This is a genomic window from Actinoplanes sp. CA-252034, assembly GCF_050956125.1.
Classification (GTDB): Bacteria; Actinomycetota; Actinomycetes; order Mycobacteriales; family Micromonosporaceae; genus Actinoplanes.
The window spans coordinates 6,649,216-6,669,582 of sequence record NZ_CP191846.1 but is presented as its reverse complement, the minus strand read 5'-3'; the positions used below and the strand labels follow the sequence as shown (position 1 = coordinate 6,669,582).

Genomic DNA, 20,367 nt, shown 5'->3' with positions numbered 1-20,367 from the left:
GCCCACACCGTCCCGCCCTTCCACCGGCCCTCAGTCGTCGCCCTCGTCACGTGGTCAGCGCCTCAGCACACTGAACCCGGCGTGGACGGGCCGGTCGCCGTAGCCGCCGCCGTCGGACCGGACCGTTGTGACGCTGACGCCTGGTCGGTCCGCCGGATCGTCTTCCGGCGGTCGGGGGCGAGTTCGTCGGTGAGCAGCAGGTCGCGACGGAACAGCCCGGCTCGGTATGCGGTCCGGCCCACCATGTGTGCCGCCACCGGTGCGGTGACCAACTGGAATGCGCCGACCAGCACCAGCGTGGTGATGTCGACCGCCGTACCCAGCCGGATCGCCGCTCCGACCAGGATCAACAGCAGGCCGAGGACCTGGGGCTTGGTAGCCGCGTGCATCCGCGACATCAGATCCGGGAAGCGCAGCAACCCGACGCCCGCGGCCAGGCTCAGTAGCGCCCCGCCGAGCAGGCACACTGCGGCAACGCCATCGAGAACAGCAGTGACGGTCATTCTCCGGCCTCCGATCGCGGCGACGTGACCGGCACGCGAGCCGCGCCCGGTGCCTTCCGGCCACCTGGCAGGTCTGGGGTGTCCGGCGCTCCGGCCTGGCCCGGTGCCTGCCGGCCACCTGGCAGGTCTGGGGCGTCCGGCATTCCGGCCTGGCCCGGTGCCTGCCGGCCACCTGGCAGGTCCGGGGCGTCCGGCATACCGGCCTCGTCCGGTGCTTGCCGGCCACCTGGCAGGTCCGGGGCGTCCCGCGTTCCGGCCTCGCCCGGTAGTGTCTCCGCCGCGGTGGCCTCATGCGATGCCTCCGCCGAGTCTCCGACCACCGACGAGCCCGCGCTGTTCGACGGTGCGGGCGGCGGTGGCGAGGCCGCGAGGGAGGGGCGCGCCACCGGGTCGGCGAACCGTGCCACCGCCACCGACCCCGCGGCGCCGAGCAGCGACAGCCCGAGCAGGATCGGCAGCCCGGTCGCGTCCCGGCTGTAGGCGGCCTCGGTGGCGATCGCGCACACGGTGATCGCCAGGAGCACATCGGTGCCCACGATCCGGTCCAGGGTCGATGGCCCACGGATGATCCGGATCAGGGCCATGCCGGCCGCGGCGGCCAGAAGCACCGCGGTGACGGCGGCGACGACGGTCATCTCGATCCTCCTTCAGTCGATGTCGAACCGGCGGCGACTCCGGTGAGCAGATCGATCTCGGCGTCCGAGCCGACCGCCCGGACGATCCGCTCCTCGAGGTCGCGCACGTCGCTCCGGAACCGGTCGATGTCCGCCGGGCCGGTCACGTCGAAGACGTGGACGTAGAGGATCCCCGCGGCCCGGTCCATGTCGACGATCAGACTTCCGGGAACCAGCGACACGGCCTCCGCACACAGGGTCAGATGAAGATCGGACCGCACGGTGAGCCGGACCGCCATAACCGCGCTGCGCGGCACCCGCCGCCCACCGAAAGCCGTCCACACGAGCTGGAGACTGGCGACCACGAGATCGATCAGGAACCGCGTCGTGAACCGCACCAGCCCGCCCGGCCGCAGCCGTCCGGCGAAGGTCACCGGGGGCAGCGGGAACACCGCCAGCACCAGCATCGACACCAGTAGCCCGCCGAGAAGGGTGATCCAGGAGAACACCCCCCACAGCAGCATCCACACGACGGTGAGGATCATGATCGCGACGACCCGGTCCCGGGCACGGTCCATCACGGCAGCACCGCCTCCACATACGGGGTCCGCGCGAGCAGATCCTCGGCGACCGTGTCGGTGAGCGAGTACAACGGCCCGGCCGCCAGAGTGAGCACCACTCCCGCGACGACCAGCGCTGCCGTCGGCGTGACCATCAGGCGCGACGACCGCAGCGGGACCGTCTCCGGCGACGCCGGCGACCGCCAGAAGGCCAGGTTCCACACCCGGGCGAGGGCGTAAAGGGTGAGCAGGCTGGTCAGCGCGGACCCGGCGACGAGCATCCAGGACAGCACGGCGCCGTCGTCGGCCCCGGCCTGGATGAGTCCGAGTTTGCCGAGGAACCCGGAGAACGGCGGGATCCCGGCGAGATTGAGCGCGGGGAGGAAGAACAGGACCGCCAGCAACGGGGCGGTACGCGCGAGCCCACCCAGCCGATCCAGCGCAGTGCTGCCACCCCGCCGCTCGATGAGCCCCGCCACCAGGAAGAGCGTCGTCTGCACGATGATGTGGTGCAGCGTGTAGAAGACGGCCGCCGCGATGCCGGCCCGTGACGCGAGCCCCACGCCGAAGAGCAGATACCCGATGTGGCTGACCAGCGTGAACGAGAGCAGCCGTTTCAGATCGGACTGCGCGACCGCGCCGAGGATGCCGACCAGCATGGTGGACAGTGCTGCGACCATCAGCAGGTCGGCGACCCGGCCACCGGGGAAGAGCAGCGTCTCGGTACGGATGATCGCGTACACACCCACCTTGGTGAGCAGCCCCGCGAAGACGGCAGTGACGGGAGCCGGCGCGGTCGGATAGCTGTCCGGCAGCCACGCCGACAGCGGGAAGATCGCCGCCTTGATCCCGAACGCGAGCAGCAGCATGCCCTGCAGCACCATGCGCACGCCGTCGGGAAGCGCGTCGAGCCGCTCGACCAGTTGCGCCATGTTGAGCGTGCCGGTGGCCGCGTAGATCAACCCGATGGCGGCCAGGAAGATGACCGACGACAGCAGGCTCACCACGACGTAGGTCGTGCCGGCGCGGATCCGGTTCTCCGTCCCGCCGAGCGTGATCAGCACATAGCTGGCCGCCAGCAGGATCTCGAACCCGACATACAGGTTGAACAGGTCACCGGAGAGGAACGCGTTGGTCACGCCGGCGGTGAGGATCAGATACGTCGGGTGGTAGACCGACAGTGGATGCTCTTCGTCGCCGTCCGAGCCGCCCTGCCCGATCGAGTACAGCAGCACGCACAGCGTCACCGCGGCGGAGACGACCAGCATCAGGGTGGCGAGCTGATCGGCGACGAGCACGATCCCCAGGGGTACGGGCCAGCCACCGACCGCCACGACCAGGGGCCCGTCGGCGGAGAGCACCAGTAGAACGACCGACACGACCAGGGTGGCGGTCAGGACGCTCACACTGATGGCCCGCTGCACCCCGGGCCGCCGGAACATCAGCAGTGTCGCCGCCGCCCCGAGCAACGGCATGATCACCGGGAGAGGCACGAGCCAGGTCATGTGCGCACCTCCGCGGTCTCGGCCTCGTCGGCGTCGAGATCCTCGGCGTCCGAGCCCTCGTCGCGTTCGGCGAGCTCACGCACCCGGCGGTCCTCGGCGTCGTCCTGCACCTCGTCGTGCCCGCTCAATCGCCAGCTGCGGTAGGCGAGCGCCAGCAGGAAGGCGGTCATCCCGAGCGTGATGACGATGGCGGTCAGGATCATCGCCTGGGGCAGCGGGTCGGTCATCTCCGCCGGATCGGCGGTCCCGACGATCGGTGGCGAGCCGGGCTCCGCCGCTGCTAGGACCAGCAGGTTCGCCCCGTTACCCAGCAGCATGACACCGAGCAGCACCCGGGTCAGAGTTCGTTCCAGCAGCAGTGTCGTCCCGGCGGCGAACAGCACGCCCACCGCGATCAGCAGCACGATGCTCGGTCTCATACCAGCTCCTCCTGAGGCCGTTTCTCGTGTCCTGTCTCGTGTCCTGTCTCGTGTCCCGTCCCGTGTCCCGGGTCGTGGTCGGCGGCGGTCGCCAGCGCGTGCCGGTCCACTTCGGCGCCGAGGCTGCGCAGCACGTCCAGCACCAGCCCGACGACGATCAGATAGACGCCGATGTCGAACACCGTGGACGTGACCAGGTGCAGGTCGCCGAGCACCGGCAGATGCAGGTCGAGCACTGCGCTCTGCAGCACCTCCCCGCCGGCGACCAGCCCGGCGGCGCCACTGCCGACCGCGACGAGCAGCCCGGCGCCGAGCACCGCCCCGGCGTCGACGGGCGCGGCCGCCGCCAGCTCATACCGCCCGCCGGCCAGATATCGCACGATCAGTGCCAGGCCCGCCACCAGCCCGCCGGTGAACCCGCCGCCCGGCGTGTCATGCCCGGTGAACAGCAGATACACCGACAGCAGCACGATGATGTGGAACAACAGCCGGGTGACCACCTCGAGCATGGTCGACCGGCGGCCGGCCTCCACGGTGTGGCCGGCCATCAGCCACACCGGCTCGTCGCGCGGGGGCTCGGACGCCGTCTCCACCGGCCCGCGCCTGCTCAGCCGCTGCGCCCGCCGGAAGATCAGGCTCGCCACCCCGGTCGCCACCGCGACCAGCACCGCGACCTCGCCCATCGTGTCCCAGGCGCGGATGTCGACCAGGATGACGTTGACGATGTTGTGGCCGCCACCGTAGGGCACGACCATCTCCGGGTAGGCCACCGACACCGGCACCGCCTGCCGCGCCGACACCGCCAGATAGCCCACACCGGCCATCACCGTGCCCACCGCGACACCGATGCCGATCCGGATCCGCCGCCGCCACAAGCCGGGACGCTGCGAGAAGTGACTCGGCAGCCGCCGCAGCACCAGCACCACCATGACCAGCGTGACCGTCTCCACCAGGAACTGGGTGAGCGCAAGGTCGGGGGCGCCGTGCAGCAGGAACACGCCCGCGTTCGCATACCCGGTCACACCGACGAGGATCACCGCGGTCAGTCGCCTCGGAGCCGGCACCGCGAACACCGCCGCGACGACCGACACCGCCACCGGAACCAGATGCAGCGGGGTGTCCCACAACCGGAACTCGGCTCGCCCCGGCCAGCCGACCACCATGGCCGGCCCGGCCGTCGCGATCAACACGATGAAGATCACCGCCAGGTAGAACGGCAGCGAACCCCGCTGAGTAGCCCCCGTGACCTCGACGGCGAGCCGGTCCATCCCGGTCATCACCCGCTCGTACACACCGCCACCCGGCCGCGGCCCGGCCTTCCCCGCCGGCATCCACCGGAACAGTGCCAGCCCGCCGGCCACGGCCAGCACGGACAGGGCGAGCGGCACACCCGGTCCGTGCCACAGCGCCAGGTGGGCGACGTCTCCGGCGCCCTCGAAACCTCGGTGGTACGGCGAGAGCACCCTCTCGACCATCCCGGCAAGACACCCCGCCACGACTCCGGCGAACGCCAGCACCGCTGGCGCGACCAGCAACGACCCGGCCGGTGCAGGGACCGTGTCAACCGTGGACGCGCCCTTTCCCTCCGGCTCCGTAGCGACGCCGGCCGGGCCATCCGCCGAGACACCACCGGTACCGACCGGGCCGCCCGCCTCCACGTCGGTGTCCACGGCCGGACCCGCCGACATCTCCCCAGGCCTCCGCGTCATCGGCTTCCACCTGCACGCCGCGACGCTCTTGGTGGCGAACGCGCCCCAGAGGAATCGGGCCGTGTAGGCGACGGTCAGCACTGAACCGGCGACCACGCCCACCAGCGTCACCAAGCCGGCCGTCCCGGCGTCGAGCAGAGCGCCGAAGACGGCCTCCTTGCCCACGAATCCGATCGCCGGAGGCAGACCGGCCATCGACGCCGCGGCCGTGAGGGCGACGGTCGCCAACACCGGCGCCCGACGGCCCAGGCCCCGGAGCCGACGCAGGTCCCGGGTGCCGGTGGTCTTGTCGATGACACCGACGACCAGGAACAGGGCCGCCTTGAACAGGGCGTGCGCGAGCAGCATCGCCACACCGGCGAGGGCTGTCCCCGCCGTTCCGAAACCGAGGACCACCGTCAGCAGGCCCAGTTGACTGACCGTCCCGTACGCCAGAAGCAGTTTGAGATCGTGCTGGAAGAGGGCCGCCCAGCCGCCCACGAGCATCGTGACCAGCCCCAGGCCGACGGCGAGGATCCGCCAGACGGACGCCGCCGTCCCGCCCGCCGCGGCGATCATCGGCGCGAACCCGGCGACCAGGAACACTCCCGCCTTGACCATGGCCGCCGCGTGCAGATAGGCGCTGACCGGAGTCGGCGCCGCCATCGCCGCGGGCAGCCAGAAGCTGACCGGGAAGATCGCCGACTTGGACAGGGCCCCGCACAGGATCAGGACCACCGCGACCGTCAGCACAGGGCCGTCCGGCAACGCGGCCGCCACCTGTGACCAGCGGTAACCACCGGCGTGCCGGCCCAGGATCACGATGCCGACGAGCATCGCCAGACCACCCGCGGTCGTGACGATCAGCGCCTGCAGCGCTGCCCGTCGGTTCGGCCGGGCCGTCCCGGTGTGCCCGATCAACAGGTAGGAGAAGACCGTGGTCAGCTCCCAGAAGACGTACATGAGCAGCAGATCGTCGCTGACCACCAGGCCCAGCATCGCCCCGGCGAAACCGACGAACACCGCCGCGAACCGGCCCAGCCCCGGGGTGTCCGGCGCGAAATAGCGGGCACAGTAGGTCAGCACCAGAGCCCCGACCCCACCGACGAGCAGCATCAGCAGCCACGACAGGGCGTCGACCCGGAAAGCCAGACTCAGCCCGAGGTCGGGCACCCACGGGTGGATCCACTCACCCTCGCGACGCGTCACCGCCCAGCCGAAAGGGGTCAGCGGCGCCATCGCCAGCACGTAGAACGCGCGCGGACCCAGGAACCGGACGAGCACGGGCGCCAGCAGCGCGGCGACCAGGTGCACAGCCAACAGGATCAGCACGGCGCCGCCAGAAGGTCGTGCAGGCGGGCCAGCGCGGGGGAGCTGCCGACAGCCAGCAGCACATCGTCGGCTTGCAGCTCGAGCGCGGGATCCGGATGGGGGAGCACCCGGACCCCGCGGATCACGGCGACGACGTCGGCGCCGTGGGGTGCGGCGAGCGGCCGGCCCGCACACGCCGAACCGGCCGGGACTCTGAGCCGGACCACCTGCGTCTCGCCCGAGGGGAGCCCGCCGGCGGTCACGGCCGGGTCACCGACGTGATCGAGAACGACGGTCGTGTGCAGGACGTCGGCCACCAAGTGTGCCTCGTCAGCGCACAGCAGCACCGTGCCGGCCACCCGGTCCGGCTCGGCCGGGTCGTAGATCGCCAGGTCACGGCACCCGTCCGGGCGGACGACGACGGCCAGCCGGTCCCCGTCCCGCGTGGTGAGCAGGTGAGACACGCCGACCCCGGGCAGACCGATCCGTTCCAGCGTCATCGCGGCACCTCCTGCTCGTTTTCGTATGTCCTCCATCCAAGCCAGGAGCGCCGCCGCTGACCATCCGGGCAGCTCTCCATTCGAGGTGCGGGCTGCCACCCATTCGAGGTTCGGAAAGCCGAACCCTGAATGGGTGGCTGCCCGTATGGACGGCCCGTACGCCGATTGGGCACGCTTGGCCGGTCATCACATTCACCCCTCGACAGGCAGGGGTGAATCGGACCGTGACTTGGCCGGGTAACCGGCGGATGGGTGCGAAAGTGGAGGAGACACCGGCGAGGAGGCCACAGCGGTTGTCCCTGTTCTGGCGGATCTTCCTGCTCAACGCGGTGGTCGTGACGGCGGCGTTCGCGCTGCTCATGGTCGGCCCGTTCACGGTGTCGACACCGGTGCTGGTCACCGAGGCGATGATCCTCACCGGGGTCCTCGTGGTGATGCTCGTCGCCAACGCCGGCCTGCTGCGGATCGGCCTGGCGCCCCTCGACCGGCTCACCCGCACCATGAACACTGTCGACCTGCTGCGTCCCGGGCACCGTCTGGCCGTCACCGGCCGCAGCGGCATCGCCGATCTGATCCGCAGCTTCAACACGATGCTCGACCGGCTCGAAGCCGAGCGCGCCACCAGCGCCGCCCGAGCGCTGTCAGCGCAGGAGGCCGAGCGTCAGCGGATCGCGCAGGAGCTGCACGACGAGGTGGGGCAGACCCTCACCGCCGTCCTGCTGGAGCTGAAGCGAGTCGCCGATCATGCGCCCGAGCCGGTTTCCGGCGAGGTGCGGCAGGTCCAGGAGACCGTCCGTAACGGGCTAGACGAGATCCGCCGGATCGCCCGCCGCTTGCGCCCCGGGGTTCTCGAAGAGCTGGGCCTGGCCAGCGCCCTCAAGTCACTGGCGGGCGAGTTCTCGACGACCGGGCTGACCGTGCGCTGCAGCATCGACGGCGATCTGCCGGATCTGGGAAAGGAGACGGAGCTCGTGCTCTACCGGGTCGCCCAGGAGTCACTGACCAACACGGCCCGGCACTCCGGTGCCAGACAGGTGGCCCTCAGCCTCACCGACCTGCCCGGCGTGCCACCCGACAGCGGTGGCCCGGGAGAGGTCGAGCTGCGCATCCGTGACGACGGCCGCGGCGTGGGCGATGCCCCCGAGGGCGCCGGTGTGCGGGGCATGCGAGAACGCGCTCTGCTGATCGGCGCCGACCTCACCGTCGGCCCCGCCCCCGGCCGGGGCACCGAGGTCCTGTTGCGAGTGCCACTCGGCGGAGAGGAACACCATGACTGACCGCGGCCCCGCCCGCATCCTGCTCGCCGACGATCACGCTCTGGTCCGGCGCGGAGTGCGGCTCATCCTCGACAGCGAGCCCGATCTGACCGTCGTCGCCGAAGCCTCCGACGGTGCCGAGGCGATCACGCAGGCCCGCGCGGAGCGGCCCGACCTGGCGATCCTCGACATCGCGATGCCACGGCTGACCGGCCTGCAGGCGGCACGTGAGCTGTCCCGGCTTCTGCCCGACATGAGCATCCTGATCCTGACCATGTATGACAACGAGCAGTACTTCTTCGAGGCGCTCAAGGCCGGCGCGTCCGGCTACGTACTCAAGTCGGTCGCCGACCGGGACCTCGTCGAGGCGTGCCGGGCCGCTGTCCGCGGCGAGCCGTTCCTGTATCCGGGGGCCGTCAACGCGCTGATCCGCAACTATCTGGAGCGCGTGGCCGACGGTGAGGACCCAGCCTCCGGCCGTGCCATCACCGACCGCGAGGAGGAGGTGCTGAAACTGGTCGCCGAGGGCCATTCGTCCAAGGAGATCGCCGACCTGCTGGTGATCAGCGTCAAGACTGTCGAACGGCACCGGTCCAACCTGCTGCAGAAGCTCGGCCTCCGCGACCGTCTCGAGCTGACCCGCTACGCGATCCGGGCCGGCCTGATCGAGCCCTGATCCACCACGGCTGTTCGAGCTTGCCTGTCAGGCGCCGGCTCCGCACAGCGCGGTGGCCCGCTGCAGGACGTGCGGGCGGCGGCCCGCTCCAGGACGCGCGGGCGGCGGCCCGCTCCAGGACGTGCTTGCGGTGGCCTGCTGCAGGACGCGCAGATGGTGGGGTGGGAGGTGGTGCGGTGGGGAGGCGATGAGCCTTGCGCCGGGATTCAGCCCGGCGCGCGCGGTGTCGTCCTGCACCGGGCGGACGTCGCGGGGGAGTCACGGGACGCGGTGGTGTGGTCGAGGGAGCGGTGGCCCGTACCAGAGGAGGGTCTTATGCACTTAGTTTTCGGATTGCGGATGTCAAGCGTGCGGCATCGAGTTCGGTGTCGCTCACCAGAGCCTGGAGGATGAAGCCGTCCAGCAGGGCGCAGATGTCGCGCGCCTTCGCGGTGCCGATGGCGGTGACCAGGGTTTCCGGGATGTCGTTCAGCCAGGCCTCGGCCAGCGGGCGCAGAGCCTCGTCGCGGGCGGCCGCGACGAACAGCTCATACTCGATGCGGACCTGGCGGCGGTCGGCGAGATACTCCTGGACCAGTTGCGTCAGGGCTTCGGGCATGTCGGGCGCCGTGCGCAGGCGCTCGTCCCAGGCCCGGAGGTCGGTCTGCAGAGTGTCCAGGGCGTGCCGCAGACCAGCCGCGATCAGGTCGTCGAGAGTCGGATAGTAGTAGGTCGTCGCGCCCAGGGGCAGGCCCGCGCGGGCGGCCACCGCTCGATGGGTGGTCCGGCCCACACCGCTCTCCGCCACGATCTCCATCGCTGCTGCGGCCAGGGCCGCCCTACGGGCCTCGGGATCACGGGCGCGCTGGGTGCGGCGAGCGGTCAATGGGCGCCGCCGGTGTTGAGATTGAGCATCACGACTCCGCCGATGATGAGGGCAATGCCCGCCACCTTAACGGTCGTGAGTGGTTCGCCGAGGAAGACCGCGCCGATCGCGACGATCGCGGCGGTGCCGACACCGGACCAGATCGCGTAGGCGACGCCCACCTCGATGCTCTTGACCGCCTGTGCCAGCAGGATGAACGACACGCCGTAACCGGCGAGGACGGCGAGGGTGGGCCACAGGCGGGTGAAGCCGTGGGTGCTTTTCATCAGGGCGGTGGCGAGGAGCTCGGCGGCGATCGCGATGAACAGGAACAGGTAGTGCACGGCGGGCCTTCGATCTTATCTTGTACGGATGTACAAGTACGATCGTACAAGAAGGCGCCATCGCAGAGCCAGCGCGATGAGGCCCACACCGATCGCGGCGGACAGCGCGCCCAGGCTGATGACCAGCAAAGTCACCGGCAAGGCGCGACGTCCCCAGCTCTCGGGACGCTGCACGGCGCCCTCGGCCATCCCGCGCCCGGTGGCGTTCATCGCCTGCCGCGCAAGGGCTGCCGCGTGCGAATGCTTATGCGCAACCGCTGCCGCGTGCGAATGCTTATCCGCAACCGCAACCGCAACCGCAACCGCAACCGCAACCGCATGCGGATGCGGATGCGGGGCCGTGCGGCGCCTCAGAAACCGGGCGCAGGCGTCAGCCGCCCGGCCGGCTGCACGGCGCGCCGATCGACAACTCGGCGATGGCCTCCGTGCCGTCGGCGGTGGTGATCCTGATCGGGACGCAGTCGGCCTCGGCCACCCAGGTGCCGCCGGCGAAGACCGACCACGCCGCACCATCCCCGCATGCGGTGACGCGCACCGCGTCGGCCGGCTCGACTTCGGTATCGCCCCAGCTCAGGCGGGCCCGGTCGGCCCAGCCGGGCAGCAGGGCGACATCGACGGTGGCGCCGCTGCGCACCAGCAGTCCCCACTTGGCGAACAAGCGGGTCGGGCCCTCGCCGGAGGTGTGCTCAGCCGGCTCCAGCACCTGGTCGCTCGAAGGCACAGCCGCGGCACCGGCGACCACCTGGTAGGTCTCGCCGGGTGAGTCCTCCCGGGCGATCGCGTCGGTGCAGCCGACGACCGGAGCGGCCGCTCCGCTGGGCCGGAGCGAGGGCGGCGGGTCGACGATGCCGGGCTCGTCACCGCAGCCGGCGGCGCCGGCCAGCATGAGCAGGGCGATCACCTTCCGTACGATCGGCATGCGCCGATTTTGTCAGAGGGTCGGTCTAATGTGCCCCTCATGAACCACGTGCGCCGTGGCCGGATCGCCACCTCCCTGGTCTTCCTGATGTTCGGGGCCGCTCTCGGGGTGTGGACGGCCCGTATTCCGGCGGTCAAGGACAACCTCGGCCTGACCGACGGGCGGCTCAGCATCGCGCTGCTGGCGTTCGCGGCCGGCTGCATTACCGGGATGGCGCTGATCGGCCGTCTGACCGACCGTTTCGGCAGCTCACGTGTGCTCGTCCCAGCCGCCCTACTGGAGGGTGCTCTGCTGATCCCACCGGCGCTCGCCGACGGGCTGGTGCTGCTCAGCGTGGCTCTGTTCGTCTTCGGGGCGGTGCACGGCACGCTCAACATCGCGATGAACGCCAACGCGGCCGAGGTCGAGCGGGCCCACGGGCGGCCGATCATGGCGTCGTTCCACGCCGTCTACAGCATCGGCGGGTTCCTCGGCGCGATCGTGGGCAGCCTGTTCGCGCATGCCGGGTTGAGTGTCGCCGTGACCTTGATCAGTGTCGGCCTGGCCGCGGTCGTGCTGGCCGGCGCCGCATCGAGGTGGATCCTGCCGTCCTCGCCGGCAGCGGCGAACATGACGGCCGGGGACGAGCCCACCACATCCGGCGGCCGGCCATTGCTGATCTTCTTCGGGGTCGTGGTGCTCTGCACGCTGGTGGGCGAGGGCGCGGCTGCCGACTGGAGTGCGGTCTATCTGCGTGACGACCTCGGCGCCTCGGAGGGCTTCGCCGCGTACGGGTATGCGGCGTTCGCCATCCTGATGACCGCAGGCCGGCTCGTGGGCGACCGGGTCGCCGGGCGATTCGGGCCGGTGACCCTGATCCGGGCCAGCGGCCTGATCGCCGCCGCCGGTCTCGGCCTGGGCCTGCTGATCGACCACCCGGCGGCCGGCGTCGCCGGTTTCGGCCTGCTGGGGCTCGGGGTGTCGTGTGTGGCTCCGCAGTTCTTCTCGGCGGCGGCGGGCGTGGATCCGCGGCGGGCCGGGCAGGCACTGTCCACCGTGGTGAGCATCGGCTATGTCGGATTCCTGCTCGGGCCGATCGCCATCGGGGCTGCCGCGACGTTCGTCGGGTTGCCCGCGGCGCTGGGGATTCCCGTGGTTCTGGCCGTCTTCGTGGCGTTGAGCGCGGGCAGTCTTCGCCTGGCCGAGCAGCCTGCCCGACCAGCCGCCGCTGCCTGATCGGCGGGCCGGGCAGGCAGCGGTTTGCCGGCAGGCCGGGCAGCAGCGACAAGCCCCCGCAGGCGGCCGTCCGGCTGCGGTGGGCGTCGGCGTCCGGCTGCGGTGGTTGGTCGGTCGGGGCTGCGGCGGGCTCTGTGCGAGGTTCAGGCAGCGGTTCGTCGGCGAGCATGGCCGCAGCCGCAGCGGCAGGCTTGCGGCCCGGCTGCGGTGATCGGCCGGCTGCGGTGGGCGGTCGGCGGTCGGCTGCGGGGGTTGGTTCGTGGTTCGGGGTTGGGGCGGGTTGAGTGCTAGGTCAGGCAGCGGTCAGCAGGCTTCGAGTGATTCCGGCGATGTCGCGGGTGCCGGTCAGGGCCATCGTCAGGTCCAGTTCGGCGATCACATTGCGGATCACGTCTTCGACGCCGCTCTGACCGGCGAGGGCGAGGCCGTACATGTAGGGGCGTCCGAGGAGCACGGCGTTCGCGCCGAGGGCGAGCGCGGTGAAGACGTCGGCGCCGGTGCGGATGCCGCTGTCCAGCAGGATCGTCGGGTCCGGGCCGAGTTCGGCACGAATGGCGACCAGAGCGTCGAGGGAGGCGATGGCATTGTCGATCTGTCGGCCACCGTGGTTGGAGACCACGATCGCGTCGGCGCCGACGTCGAAGGCCCGGCGGGCGTCGTCCGGGCTCAGGATCCCCTTGAAGACGATCGGCAGGCGCGTCCGGCCCCGGAGCGTGGCGAGATGATCCCAGCTCAGACCGGGATTGGAGTAGATGTCGAGGAACGTCTCGACCGAGGCCTTCGGCAGTGGCGAGCGCAGGTTCGCCCAGAACCGGCCCGGGTGGTTGCGGGTCATCGCCAGCAGCGTGCGGATCGCCCCGAGCGTCACCTCGGGTTTCGGCGAGGGCTGCCCGGCCCGCTCGGCGGCGATCTGCCGGAACCGTGGATCCGAGGTGTACTGCGCGATGCCCTGGCCGCGGCTGAACGGCAACGAGCCCAGATTGAGGTCCTGCGGCCGCCATCCGAGCACGGTCGTGTCCAAAGTGACGACCAGAGCGCCGGCCCCGATCGCCTCCGCCCGAGCGATCAGGCTGTCGACGAGTTGCTCGTCCTTGCTCCAGTAGAGCTGGAACCACCGTGCCGCGTCGCCCATCGCCGCCGCGCACTCCTCCATCGGATTGCAGCCCTGATTGGAGAAGACGTAAGCGGTGCCGGTAGAGGCCGCGGCACGGGCGACCTTCACGTCGCTGTCGGCGGCCATCAGCGCGCCCGCCCCGACCGGCGCGAGCAGCAGCGGCGTCGGGTGACGGACGCCCAGCAGTTCGATCGACAGGTCCCGGTCGACGGCGCCCGAGGCCATCCGCGGCACGATCGACCAGCGGCCGAAGGCATCCCGGTTACGGCGCATGGTCCGCCCTTCACCGGCACCACCAGCGACGTAGGCCCAGGCGCGCGCACCGGCAGCCCGGCGGGCGCGGCGCTCCAACTCGGCGAAGTCAGCCGGGACCGCGGGCCGCCGCCCCAGAGCGCCCTGGCGGTAGATCGTGCTCAAACGGGCAAGCCCGGCTCCGGACATCGGCTCCTCCGAGAGGTCGATCAGGTTGAGCTGGAAACGGTCGGGATGGACGAATGACAGGTCTGGGCGAACGACGGGTCTGGGCGAATGACGGGTCTGGACGATCGGCGGCGCGGGGAGAGAACTGAGGTCGGAGAACATACGAGGGCGGGCAACGAGTAGGGGCGGAGCTCCGTCTGGCTGAGGATCTGCAGGCGACGACGGGGACCGGCAGGGGAGACGCTGATGGGATCGGTGGACGTGGCTGACACGTTAAACCAAGTCACCTGACTTGAGAAGTCGGCTGACTTGGGGAAAGTTAGGATCGGCGGGTGACACACGGCGGGGTGCGGGCGGCGCGGCGTGCCCAAGCCGTCGAAGCACTTCTGGACGCGACTCTGGAGAGCCTGGCCACCGTCGGATTCGCCGCGACCACGACCCGCGGTGTGGCTCAGCTGGCCGGCGTCAGTCAGGGGTTGCAGCAGCACTACTTCCCGACGAAGGCCGCCCTCATCGACTCGGCGATCAACCGCCTGGCGACTCGGCTGCTCGATGAGGCGTCCCGGCCGGTGGAGGGCGCCACCGAGCGTCAACGGGCCGAGCTGCTGCTTCGCCGCGTGTGGGACAGCTTCAGCTCGCCGGTCCTCGCCGTCGTGGCGGAACTGCTGGTGCTCGCACGGACCCATCCCGACACCGCGGAGAAGACGGCGGCCACACTGGTGGCGGTCACCGACCGGGTAATCGCGGTCGCCGAGGAGGCCCTGCCCACCTATGCCCGGCTGCCGCGATTCCGTGAGTCGCTGCTACTCGCCCTGAGCGCGATCCGGGACGCCACCACGGTGGCCCGCATCCCCGGGACCGCCCGAGCCCTGCCCACCCTCGACACGATCACCGCTGGATTCCTCCACGCGCTCGGCGAGCAGGGCTGAGCGCGCCGCGCCGCGCCGAGCCGCGCCAGGCCGCGCCAGGCCGCGCCAGGCCGGGCCGGGCCGCGCCAGGCCGGGCCGGGCTGAGGGTGAGCGGGCCGGTCCGGGCCGGGCTGAGCCCGAGCGCGCTGGGCCAGGCAGGGCCGGGTGATGGGCCCGCGGGACGCCCCCCCCGAGTTCAGATGTGGATCGGCCGTGGCGCTGCGGCCGCTGGTCACGGGAAAGGCCGGTCTCGTCGACTCTCGCCGGCGGATTCTCATGGCGGCCGGAGACCTGGGCCGACAAGACCGGCAGTCACCGAGCGGTCAACTCGATGCCATCGATGAATCGGGACTATTTGCCGGTCCTGATTCCGAGAAAGGTGAGCGGATCAGGATCGGGGACTGGGAGAACGGTGAAACCGAGACGGTCGTAGAAGCCTCGGGCCTTCACGTTCGCGGTGAGCATGCCCAAATGGACGCCGGGAGCGTCGACCGTTGTCAGGAAACGGTCGATCAGGCGGCGGCCGAAACCGCGGCCCTGATAGGCGGGCAGCAGGTCGATGTGCAGGTGTGCGGGATATCCGTCGAGCCCGTCGACCAACATGCGTTCGGGGTGGAAATGCAGGGCGACCATGTCCTGCTCGGGAGTGCGCGGCGGCGGAGGCAGAACCGGATAGCGGTCACCCACGAGTGGAATCCACTCGGCGCGGTAGCGGCGGACGAAATCGGCGGTGTCGGGCGTGCCCACGACATAACCGACCACCTCGCAGCCATCGTCGACGACGAATGCCAGATGCGGTTCCAGATGGGCATAGGGGCCCGCGAACAGGTCACCCATCAGGTCGTCACTGGAATACTGTCCGCGGGCGTCGGCGCCGGCATCGGCTGTGCGGACGCAGATGTCGTAGATGGCGGCGCGATCGGCGGGCCGGTACAGGCGGATCTCGGGCACGCCGCACGGTATGCGGTGGAAACGCTTCCACCGCAACCCTTTCTCGTACGCGCCACCCCATCGCCGACCGCAACCAGGCGTCCCGTCGGCTCCTCGGCGACGGGGCTGTCTGGTTGCGGCCGACAGGGCGGCGTCAGGATCATGCGCGGGGAACCGGCCGCGTACCCGCGAGAATGTCCAGGTAGTGCTGGTTGTACATGACTCCGAGAACATTGCCGAAGGGGTCGGTCACCGAAGCCGTGACGTAGCCGGGGCCGCGTTCGGTGGGCTTGTCGTGTTCGGTTGCGCCGAGCGTGAGCAACCGCTGGTAGGCGGCGTCGACGTCGTCGACCGCCCAGTAGATGATCGCCCCGGACGGGACGCCGGTCGGCCGGTGCGGGGCGAACCTGGCGTTGAGCAGGCCGAATTCGTGCTGGTAGTCGCCGGTTCGCCATTCGAGGTAGGCGGCTTCCGGGCCGGCCTCGCGGACGAAGTAGGGCTCGGCCTCGAAGACCTGTGTATACCAGGCCCGGGCCGCGGCCATGTCGTCGGCGAAGTACGTGACGGTGGTGAATCCGCGGAGCATGGCGGTGGTCCCTTCGATTGGAGTCGACGTCGATGATTCCGGGTTAAGTGCTCACCTCCTGAGCACTTTCTCTGGGAATCTGGCTCGTATGCGTGCGGACCGGCTTGTAGCCACTCTTCTGTTCATGCAGACCCGCGGTCGGGTGACCGCAGCCGAGGTCGCTGCCGAGCTGCAGGTGTCGGTGGCGACCGCCCGCCGTGATCTGGAAGCGCTGGCCGCAAGCGGGGTTCCGGTCTATCCGCAGCCCGGCCGGCACGGCGGATGGTCACTGGTCGGCGGAGCCCGTACCGACCTGAGCGGCCTGTCAGCGGCCGAGGCGCGGGCGTTGTTCCTGCTCGCCGGGCCGACCGCGGTGTCCGGCGAGGCGAAGACAGCGTTGCGCAAACTGCTTCGGGCGCTGCCCGCCCCGTTCCGCGCCGAGGCCGAAGTCGCCGCCGGTGCGACTCTGATCGATGCGGCCGGCTGGGGCGAACGAGAGAAGCAGCCGCCGGAGGTGATCAGCGTGCTACAGGAAGCGGTGGTCAAGCGCCGGCGGATCCGCTTCACCTACCAGGGCATCCGCCGCGGTGAGCGTGCGGCGGGCAGCGAAGGGCCGGACGGCGATGAGCGGCCGGGGAAGGGCGAAAGTGCCGATCGGCGTGAGGGGGCGGCGAGGAGCGCGAACGCCGGCTCCCAGGCTCGGACGACGGACACTGAGCGGGTCGCGGAGCCGTGGGGTGTGGTCGACAAAGGGGACCTGTACTACCTGATCGCCGGTACCACTCGCGGGCGGCGGACCTTTCGGGTGGACCGGATGTCGGGGGTCGTCGTGACCGGGGAGACGTTCGAGCGACCGGTCGACTTCCACCTGGACGAGGCCTGGGCGCAGGTGGTCGGCGACGTCGAGGGGTTGCGGTCCCGGACGTGGGCGACGCTGCTGATCGCGGAGCGGTTCGTGTGGGTGCTGCGTGACCACTTCGGTCGGCATTGCGAGGTTCTGGAGACCCTCGCCGACGGGCGGTCCCGGGTGCGGGTGGGCGCGCCGGAGGCCCGCGACATCGCTCGCACCCTGTCCGGTTGGGGCGCCGCCGTCGAGGTTCTCGATCCGCCGGAGGTACGCGCCGAGCTGGCCCGGATCGGCGCCGAGCTCGTCGACCTCTACCGCGGTCGGTAGGGCGGTGGCGGGAGGGCCGGTTCGCGGGGCGGTAGGGCGGTGGCGGGAGGGCCGGTTCGCGGGGCGGTCGGTGGTCGCGGGGAGGGCCGGTGCGGCGGGCGGTCAGGCGGTGGCGCGGAGAACGGGGTGGCTCGGGAAGAGACGTGACGTCGGCTCCCCGGCCAGGGCCGCGCGGGCGGCGGCAGCGGCGATCAGCTCCACCGGGTGGGTTGCCGTTGACAGGGGCGGATGAGAGCACGCCGCGAACGGGATGTCGTCGAAACCGGTCACGGCGATGTCGTCGGGCACCCGGATTCCGGCCGTGTTCAAGGCTTGGAGCACCCCGAGGGCGGTCGCGTCACTGACCGTGGCGATGGCGTCGGTGTCCGGCCAACGGCGCAGGACGGCCCGGGCGGCGGCACGACCCCGGACGGCGGTGAAGTCGCCCACAACGGCCCGGACCGGCAGCCCGCTCTCGCGCATCAGCGCAGTGTAGGCGCGTAGCGGCACACGGGCGGCGGCCAGCCACGACGGTCCGCCGATCAGGGCGATCCGGCGCCGGCCCGCCGCGTGCAGGTGGCGGAGCAGCGCGCCGATCCCGGCGGTGCTGTCCACGTCGAGGCCACCGGCGCCGATCGCCGAGAGCCGGCCGCGCAGACGGATGGGTACGGTGTCGAGCGAGTCGTGCCCTGCCAGTACGACGGCCGCGATGCTGCGATCGACGGCGATCCGGTCCAACTCGGCGGCCGCGTCCAGCGGCAGCCGGCGCAGTGCGACGCCGAGCCCGTCCGGTTCGGTGGCGACCGCCATCGCGGTGGCCGCCCGGGTGACGAACGGATCGGACAGGATGTCGGCGCGGCTGTCCCGGACCGCGAACAGCAGCCGGGTCCCCGTCCCGCGGGCCAGGCGGCTGGCCACCGGATGCGGCACGTATCCGACGTCGGCGGCGACCCTGAGGACGGCGTCCCGGCTGGCAGCCGAGGCCGGCCCGCGTCCGGTGAGGACACGGGAGGCGGTCGCGACGGAAACCCCGGCGAGCCGGGCCACCTCGGCGAGTACCGGACTGCGGCTCATGCCGCAAATATGCAGGATCCAGGCCCACCGAGCCAGAGCCGAAGAGCACCCGGAATCGCCGAACCGACGAGGAGTGGAGAGCCCGTGGGACGCAGGGCCCGCGGGGTGGAGGGCCCGTGGAGCGAAAGGCCCGCGGGGTGGAGGGCACGTGAGGCGGAAGGCCCATGGAGCGAAGGCCGTCGTCTCCCGCGGCTGCCCCGCCCCGAAACCGGCTCCGGCGTCCATCCGGAAAATTGTCACACCCTCGTCCTAAGGTGGGTGACATGACGACTTTGACCGATCGGCCCCGCACCGCCCTGCTCGTGATCGACGTCCAGGTCGGTGTGGTGGCCGGCACGCCCCGCCGCGACGACGTGATCGCCAACATCAACACGCTGGTCGGCAAGGCCCGCTCCGAGGACGTCCCGGTCATCTGGGTGCAGCATTCCGACGACGGTGGCCTGGCCCAGGGCAGCGAGGGCTGGCAATACGTTCCGGAGCTGAGCCGTCGTGACGACGAGCCGGTCGTCCACAAGAAGTATGGGGACTCGTTCGAGGCGACCGACCTGGAGGCGCTGCTCGCCGAGCGGGGCGTCGGCCGGCTGATCGTGACCGGCGCCCAGAGCGACGCGTGCATCCGCTCCACCCTGCACGGCGGGTTCGTCCGGGGCTACGACGTCACGCTCGTCTCCGACGCGCACACCACCGAGGACCTCTCGGAATATGGTGCGCCGGCCCCCGAGCAGGTCATCGCCCACACCAACCTCTACTGGCAGTTCCACCGCGCTCCGGGGCGCACCGCCGGGACCGTCGAAACCGGGAAGGTCGACTTCGCCGCATGACTACGGTGACACCATGACGACCACCGACAATCTCTGGCTGCAGAAGATCGCCGAGGACCCGGGTCACTCCCGGTGGTATATCGATCGGTTCCGCCAGATGGCCGCCCGCGGTGACGACCTGGCCGGTGAGGCCCGCATGATCGACGCCATGGTGCCGCGGGGCGCCCGTGTCCTCGACGCCGGCTGCGGCACCGGCCGGGTCGGCGGGCACCTGGCCGGCGCCGGTCATCACGTCACCGGCGTCGACCTCGATCCCGAGCTGATCGCGGAGGCCCGTTCTCAGCATCCGGGGGCGACGTGGCAGGTCGGGGATCTCAGCGAGCTCGATCTGCCGTCCCGCTTTGATGTGATCGTCTGCGCCGGCAACGTGATGGCGTTCGCCGGCCCGTCCACCCGGGGCGAGATCCTCCGGCGTTTCCGGGGCCACCTGGCCGACGGCGGCCGTGCCGTGGTCGGTTTCGGTGCGGGTCGCGGCTACGAGTTCGACGCCTTCCTCGCCGACGTCGCCGCGGCCGGGCTCGCGCCGTCCCTGCTGCTCAACACCTGGGACCTTCGGCCCTACACCCCGGGAGCCGACTTCCTGGTCGCCGTCCTCAGCCCCACGGCCTGAAGGGCGGCGCCGCGGTAGGGTCGGGAGGTTTCGGGCGCTCGTCCAGCGCCCTCTGCAGAGCACGGGTGACCATGTTGAAGACGCGTGGCTCCCGGCTCTCGTAGAGGGTGACCGACCGGCCCCGGTAGCGGGCCTGAAGAATCCACACCTGCTTCGGAAGCCACGGCTCCCACCAGTGGCGCTCGACGACCTTGATCGCGACGTCACCGATGTCGGCGATCGTGAACGTCTCCGGCTCCCCGCCCGTCTCCCGGATGAACGCCTCGCTGCTGATCTCGGCGTCGTAGCTGCGGTAGTACACCCTCCTCACCAGGACTCCTCTCGGCACGGCCCTCGCAGGTCATGGTCACACGCCCGTCGACGCTCCTCAATGGCGTGAGGCGGCCGACGCCGAACCGGAACCACCCGAAGATCTCGT

General features: G+C 70.9%; 23 protein-coding genes. 7 read left to right on the top strand and 16 right to left on the bottom strand.

Going from position 1 to position 20,367, the window contains the following annotated elements:
• Positions 1-62 precede the first annotated feature (62 nt).
• The 7 genes from mnhG to ACQPZW_RS30825 are packed head-to-tail and all read right to left on the bottom strand — an operon-like array spanning position 63 to position 7,100.
• The gene (gene mnhG, locus ACQPZW_RS30855) at positions 63-503 is read right to left on the bottom strand and encodes a monovalent cation/H(+) antiporter subunit G (RefSeq protein ID WP_433789554.1); all 441 of its coding nucleotides are present in this window, start codon (positions 501-503) and stop codon (positions 63-65) included.
• The gene (locus ACQPZW_RS30850) at positions 500-1,138 is read right to left on the bottom strand and encodes a monovalent cation/H+ antiporter complex subunit F (RefSeq protein ID WP_433789553.1); all 639 of its coding nucleotides are present in this window, start codon (positions 1,136-1,138) and stop codon (positions 500-502) included. The genes mnhG and ACQPZW_RS30850 overlap by 4 nt, the downstream gene beginning before the upstream one ends.
• Entirely contained in the window at positions 1,135-1,695 is a 561-nt protein-coding gene (locus tag ACQPZW_RS30845; protein ID WP_433797664.1) for a Na+/H+ antiporter subunit E, read from the bottom strand. Before ACQPZW_RS30845 ends, ACQPZW_RS30850 begins: the two co-directional genes overlap by 4 nt.
• Complete coding sequence (locus ACQPZW_RS30840) at positions 1,695-3,182, bottom strand: Na+/H+ antiporter subunit D (protein WP_433789552.1); 1,488 nt, start codon at positions 3,180-3,182, stop codon at positions 1,695-1,697. The genes ACQPZW_RS30845 and ACQPZW_RS30840 overlap by 1 nt, the downstream gene beginning before the upstream one ends.
• Entirely contained in the window at positions 3,179-3,601 is a 423-nt protein-coding gene (locus ACQPZW_RS30835; protein ID WP_433789551.1) for a Na(+)/H(+) antiporter subunit C, read from the bottom strand. Before ACQPZW_RS30835 ends, ACQPZW_RS30840 begins: the two co-directional genes overlap by 4 nt.
• Positions 3,598-6,621, bottom strand: coding sequence for a Na+/H+ antiporter subunit A (locus ACQPZW_RS30830; protein WP_433789550.1), 3,024 nt, complete (start codon positions 6,619-6,621; stop codon positions 3,598-3,600). The genes ACQPZW_RS30835 and ACQPZW_RS30830 overlap by 4 nt, the downstream gene beginning before the upstream one ends.
• Positions 6,615-7,100, bottom strand: coding sequence for a cation:proton antiporter regulatory subunit (locus ACQPZW_RS30825; protein ID WP_433789549.1), 486 nt, complete (start codon positions 7,098-7,100; stop codon positions 6,615-6,617). Before ACQPZW_RS30825 ends, ACQPZW_RS30830 begins: the two co-directional genes overlap by 7 nt.
• Before the next feature lie 293 nt (positions 7,101-7,393).
• On the opposite strand from ACQPZW_RS30825, the gene ACQPZW_RS30820 reads away from it, so the two are divergent.
• Both ACQPZW_RS30820 and ACQPZW_RS30815 read left to right on the top strand, forming a co-directional pair.
• Positions 7,394-8,377 carry a sensor histidine kinase gene (locus ACQPZW_RS30820; RefSeq protein ID WP_433789548.1) on the top strand — a complete coding sequence of 328 codons (984 nt, stop codon included), beginning with the start codon at positions 7,394-7,396 and terminating at the stop codon, positions 8,375-8,377.
• Positions 8,370-9,032, top strand: a complete 663-nt coding sequence (locus ACQPZW_RS30815; protein WP_433789547.1) for a response regulator — start codon at positions 8,370-8,372, stop codon at positions 9,030-9,032. The genes ACQPZW_RS30820 and ACQPZW_RS30815 overlap by 8 nt, the downstream gene beginning before the upstream one ends.
• Before the next feature lie 27 nt (positions 9,033-9,059).
• Here the strand turns inward: ACQPZW_RS30815 and ACQPZW_RS30810 are convergent, their stop codons facing one another.
• The 4 genes from ACQPZW_RS30810 to ACQPZW_RS30795 all read right to left on the bottom strand — a co-directional run bounded on the left by ACQPZW_RS30810 (position 9,060) and on the right by ACQPZW_RS30795 (position 11,139).
• Positions 9,060-9,269, bottom strand: a complete 210-nt coding sequence (locus ACQPZW_RS30810) for a hypothetical protein (RefSeq protein WP_433789546.1) — start codon at positions 9,267-9,269, stop codon at positions 9,060-9,062.
• 76 nt (positions 9,270-9,345) lie between these two features.
• Entirely contained in the window at positions 9,346-9,828 is a 483-nt protein-coding gene (locus tag ACQPZW_RS30805; protein ID WP_433789545.1) for a TetR/AcrR family transcriptional regulator, read from the bottom strand.
• Positions 9,829-9,893: 65 nt separating this feature from the next.
• Positions 9,894-10,220, bottom strand: coding sequence for a DMT family transporter (locus ACQPZW_RS30800; RefSeq protein ID WP_433789544.1), 327 nt, complete (start codon positions 10,218-10,220; stop codon positions 9,894-9,896).
• A 370-nt stretch (positions 10,221-10,590) separates the two neighbouring features.
• The gene (locus tag ACQPZW_RS30795) at positions 10,591-11,139 is read right to left on the bottom strand and encodes a hypothetical protein (RefSeq protein WP_433789543.1); all 549 of its coding nucleotides are present in this window, start codon (positions 11,137-11,139) and stop codon (positions 10,591-10,593) included.
• Between the two features lie 39 nt (positions 11,140-11,178).
• Here ACQPZW_RS30795 and ACQPZW_RS30790 point away from each other — a divergent pair, with 39 nt between their 5' ends.
• Complete coding sequence (locus ACQPZW_RS30790) at positions 11,179-12,354, top strand: MFS transporter (protein WP_433789542.1); 1,176 nt, start codon at positions 11,179-11,181, stop codon at positions 12,352-12,354.
• A gap of 292 nt (positions 12,355-12,646) precedes the next feature.
• Here the strand turns inward: ACQPZW_RS30790 and ACQPZW_RS30785 are convergent, their stop codons facing one another.
• Positions 12,647-13,885: an alpha-hydroxy-acid oxidizing protein gene (locus ACQPZW_RS30785; RefSeq protein ID WP_433789541.1), complete on the bottom strand. Its 1,239-nt coding sequence runs from the start codon at positions 13,883-13,885 to the stop codon at positions 12,647-12,649.
• A 335-nt stretch (positions 13,886-14,220) separates the two neighbouring features.
• Between ACQPZW_RS30785 and ACQPZW_RS30780 the strand changes: the two genes are divergently transcribed.
• Entirely contained in the window at positions 14,221-14,817 is a 597-nt protein-coding gene (locus ACQPZW_RS30780) for a TetR/AcrR family transcriptional regulator (protein ID WP_433789540.1), read from the top strand.
• 330 nt (positions 14,818-15,147) lie between these two features.
• On the opposite strand, the gene ACQPZW_RS30775 is transcribed toward ACQPZW_RS30780, so the two are convergent.
• Entirely contained in the window at positions 15,148-15,747 is a 600-nt protein-coding gene (locus tag ACQPZW_RS30775) for a GNAT family N-acetyltransferase (RefSeq protein ID WP_433789539.1), read from the bottom strand.
• Positions 15,748-15,886: 139 nt separating this feature from the next.
• On the bottom strand, positions 15,887-16,312 hold the full coding sequence (locus ACQPZW_RS30770) for a VOC family protein (RefSeq protein WP_433789538.1): 426 nt from the start codon (positions 16,310-16,312) through the stop codon (positions 15,887-15,889).
• 124 nt (positions 16,313-16,436) lie between these two features.
• Here ACQPZW_RS30770 and ACQPZW_RS30765 point away from each other — a divergent pair, with 124 nt between their 5' ends.
• A complete protein-coding gene (locus ACQPZW_RS30765; protein ID WP_433789537.1) occupies positions 16,437-17,465 on the top strand; it encodes a helix-turn-helix transcriptional regulator in 1,029 nt (342 codons plus the stop codon).
• Positions 17,466-17,567: 102 nt separating this feature from the next.
• Here the strand turns inward: ACQPZW_RS30765 and ACQPZW_RS30760 are convergent, their stop codons facing one another.
• Entirely contained in the window at positions 17,568-18,518 is a 951-nt protein-coding gene (locus tag ACQPZW_RS30760; protein WP_433789536.1) for a LacI family DNA-binding transcriptional regulator, read from the bottom strand.
• 263 nt (positions 18,519-18,781) lie between these two features.
• Between ACQPZW_RS30760 and ACQPZW_RS30755 the strand changes: the two genes are divergently transcribed.
• On the top strand, positions 18,782-19,339 hold the full coding sequence (locus ACQPZW_RS30755) for a cysteine hydrolase family protein (RefSeq protein WP_433789535.1): 558 nt from the start codon (positions 18,782-18,784) through the stop codon (positions 19,337-19,339).
• 13 nt (positions 19,340-19,352) lie between these two features.
• Positions 19,353-19,949: a class I SAM-dependent methyltransferase gene (locus ACQPZW_RS30750; protein ID WP_433789534.1), complete on the top strand. Its 597-nt coding sequence runs from the start codon at positions 19,353-19,355 to the stop codon at positions 19,947-19,949.
• On the opposite strand, the gene ACQPZW_RS30745 is transcribed toward ACQPZW_RS30750, so the two are convergent.
• Positions 19,933-20,259, bottom strand: coding sequence for a DUF6232 family protein (locus ACQPZW_RS30745; RefSeq protein ID WP_433789533.1), 327 nt, complete (start codon positions 20,257-20,259; stop codon positions 19,933-19,935). The two genes, ACQPZW_RS30750 and ACQPZW_RS30745, sit on opposite strands and share 17 nt — an antisense overlap.
• Positions 20,260-20,367 lie beyond the last annotated feature (108 nt).

What these genes read in the sequence shown, in the direction of transcription:
- ACQPZW_RS30790 (WP_433789542.1), top strand. Translation starts at nt 11,179, where the DNA reads ATGAACCACGTGCGCCGTGGCCGGATCGCCACCTCCCTGGTCTTCCTG.
- ACQPZW_RS30760 (WP_433789536.1), bottom strand. Translation starts at nt 18,518, where the DNA reads ATGAGCCGCAGTCCGGTACTCGCCGAGGTGGCCCGGCTCGCCGGGGTT.
- mnhG (WP_433789554.1), bottom strand. Translation starts at nt 503, where the DNA reads ATGACCGTCACTGCTGTTCTCGATGGCGTTGCCGCAGTGTGCCTGCTC.
- ACQPZW_RS30765 (WP_433789537.1), top strand. Translation starts at nt 16,437, where the DNA reads ATGCAGACCCGCGGTCGGGTGACCGCAGCCGAGGTCGCTGCCGAGCTG.
- ACQPZW_RS30755 (WP_433789535.1), top strand. Translation starts at nt 18,782, where the DNA reads ATGACGACTTTGACCGATCGGCCCCGCACCGCCCTGCTCGTGATCGAC.
- ACQPZW_RS30840 (WP_433789552.1), bottom strand. Translation starts at nt 3,182, where the DNA reads ATGACCTGGCTCGTGCCTCTCCCGGTGATCATGCCGTTGCTCGGGGCG.
- ACQPZW_RS30835 (WP_433789551.1), bottom strand. Translation starts at nt 3,601, where the DNA reads ATGAGACCGAGCATCGTGCTGCTGATCGCGGTGGGCGTGCTGTTCGCC.
- ACQPZW_RS30795 (WP_433789543.1), bottom strand. Translation starts at nt 11,139, where the DNA reads ATGCCGATCGTACGGAAGGTGATCGCCCTGCTCATGCTGGCCGGCGCC.
- ACQPZW_RS30850 (WP_433789553.1), bottom strand. Translation starts at nt 1,138, where the DNA reads ATGACCGTCGTCGCCGCCGTCACCGCGGTGCTTCTGGCCGCCGCGGCC.
- ACQPZW_RS30770 (WP_433789538.1), bottom strand. Translation starts at nt 16,312, where the DNA reads ATGCTCCGCGGATTCACCACCGTCACGTACTTCGCCGACGACATGGCC.
- ACQPZW_RS30825 (WP_433789549.1), bottom strand. Translation starts at nt 7,100, where the DNA reads ATGACGCTGGAACGGATCGGTCTGCCCGGGGTCGGCGTGTCTCACCTG.
- ACQPZW_RS30805 (WP_433789545.1), bottom strand. Translation starts at nt 9,828, where the DNA reads ATGGAGATCGTGGCGGAGAGCGGTGTGGGCCGGACCACCCATCGAGCG.
- ACQPZW_RS30845 (WP_433797664.1), bottom strand. Translation starts at nt 1,695, where the DNA reads ATGGACCGTGCCCGGGACCGGGTCGTCGCGATCATGATCCTCACCGTC.
- ACQPZW_RS30750 (WP_433789534.1), top strand. Translation starts at nt 19,353, where the DNA reads ATGACGACCACCGACAATCTCTGGCTGCAGAAGATCGCCGAGGACCCG.
- ACQPZW_RS30815 (WP_433789547.1), top strand. Translation starts at nt 8,370, where the DNA reads ATGACTGACCGCGGCCCCGCCCGCATCCTGCTCGCCGACGATCACGCT.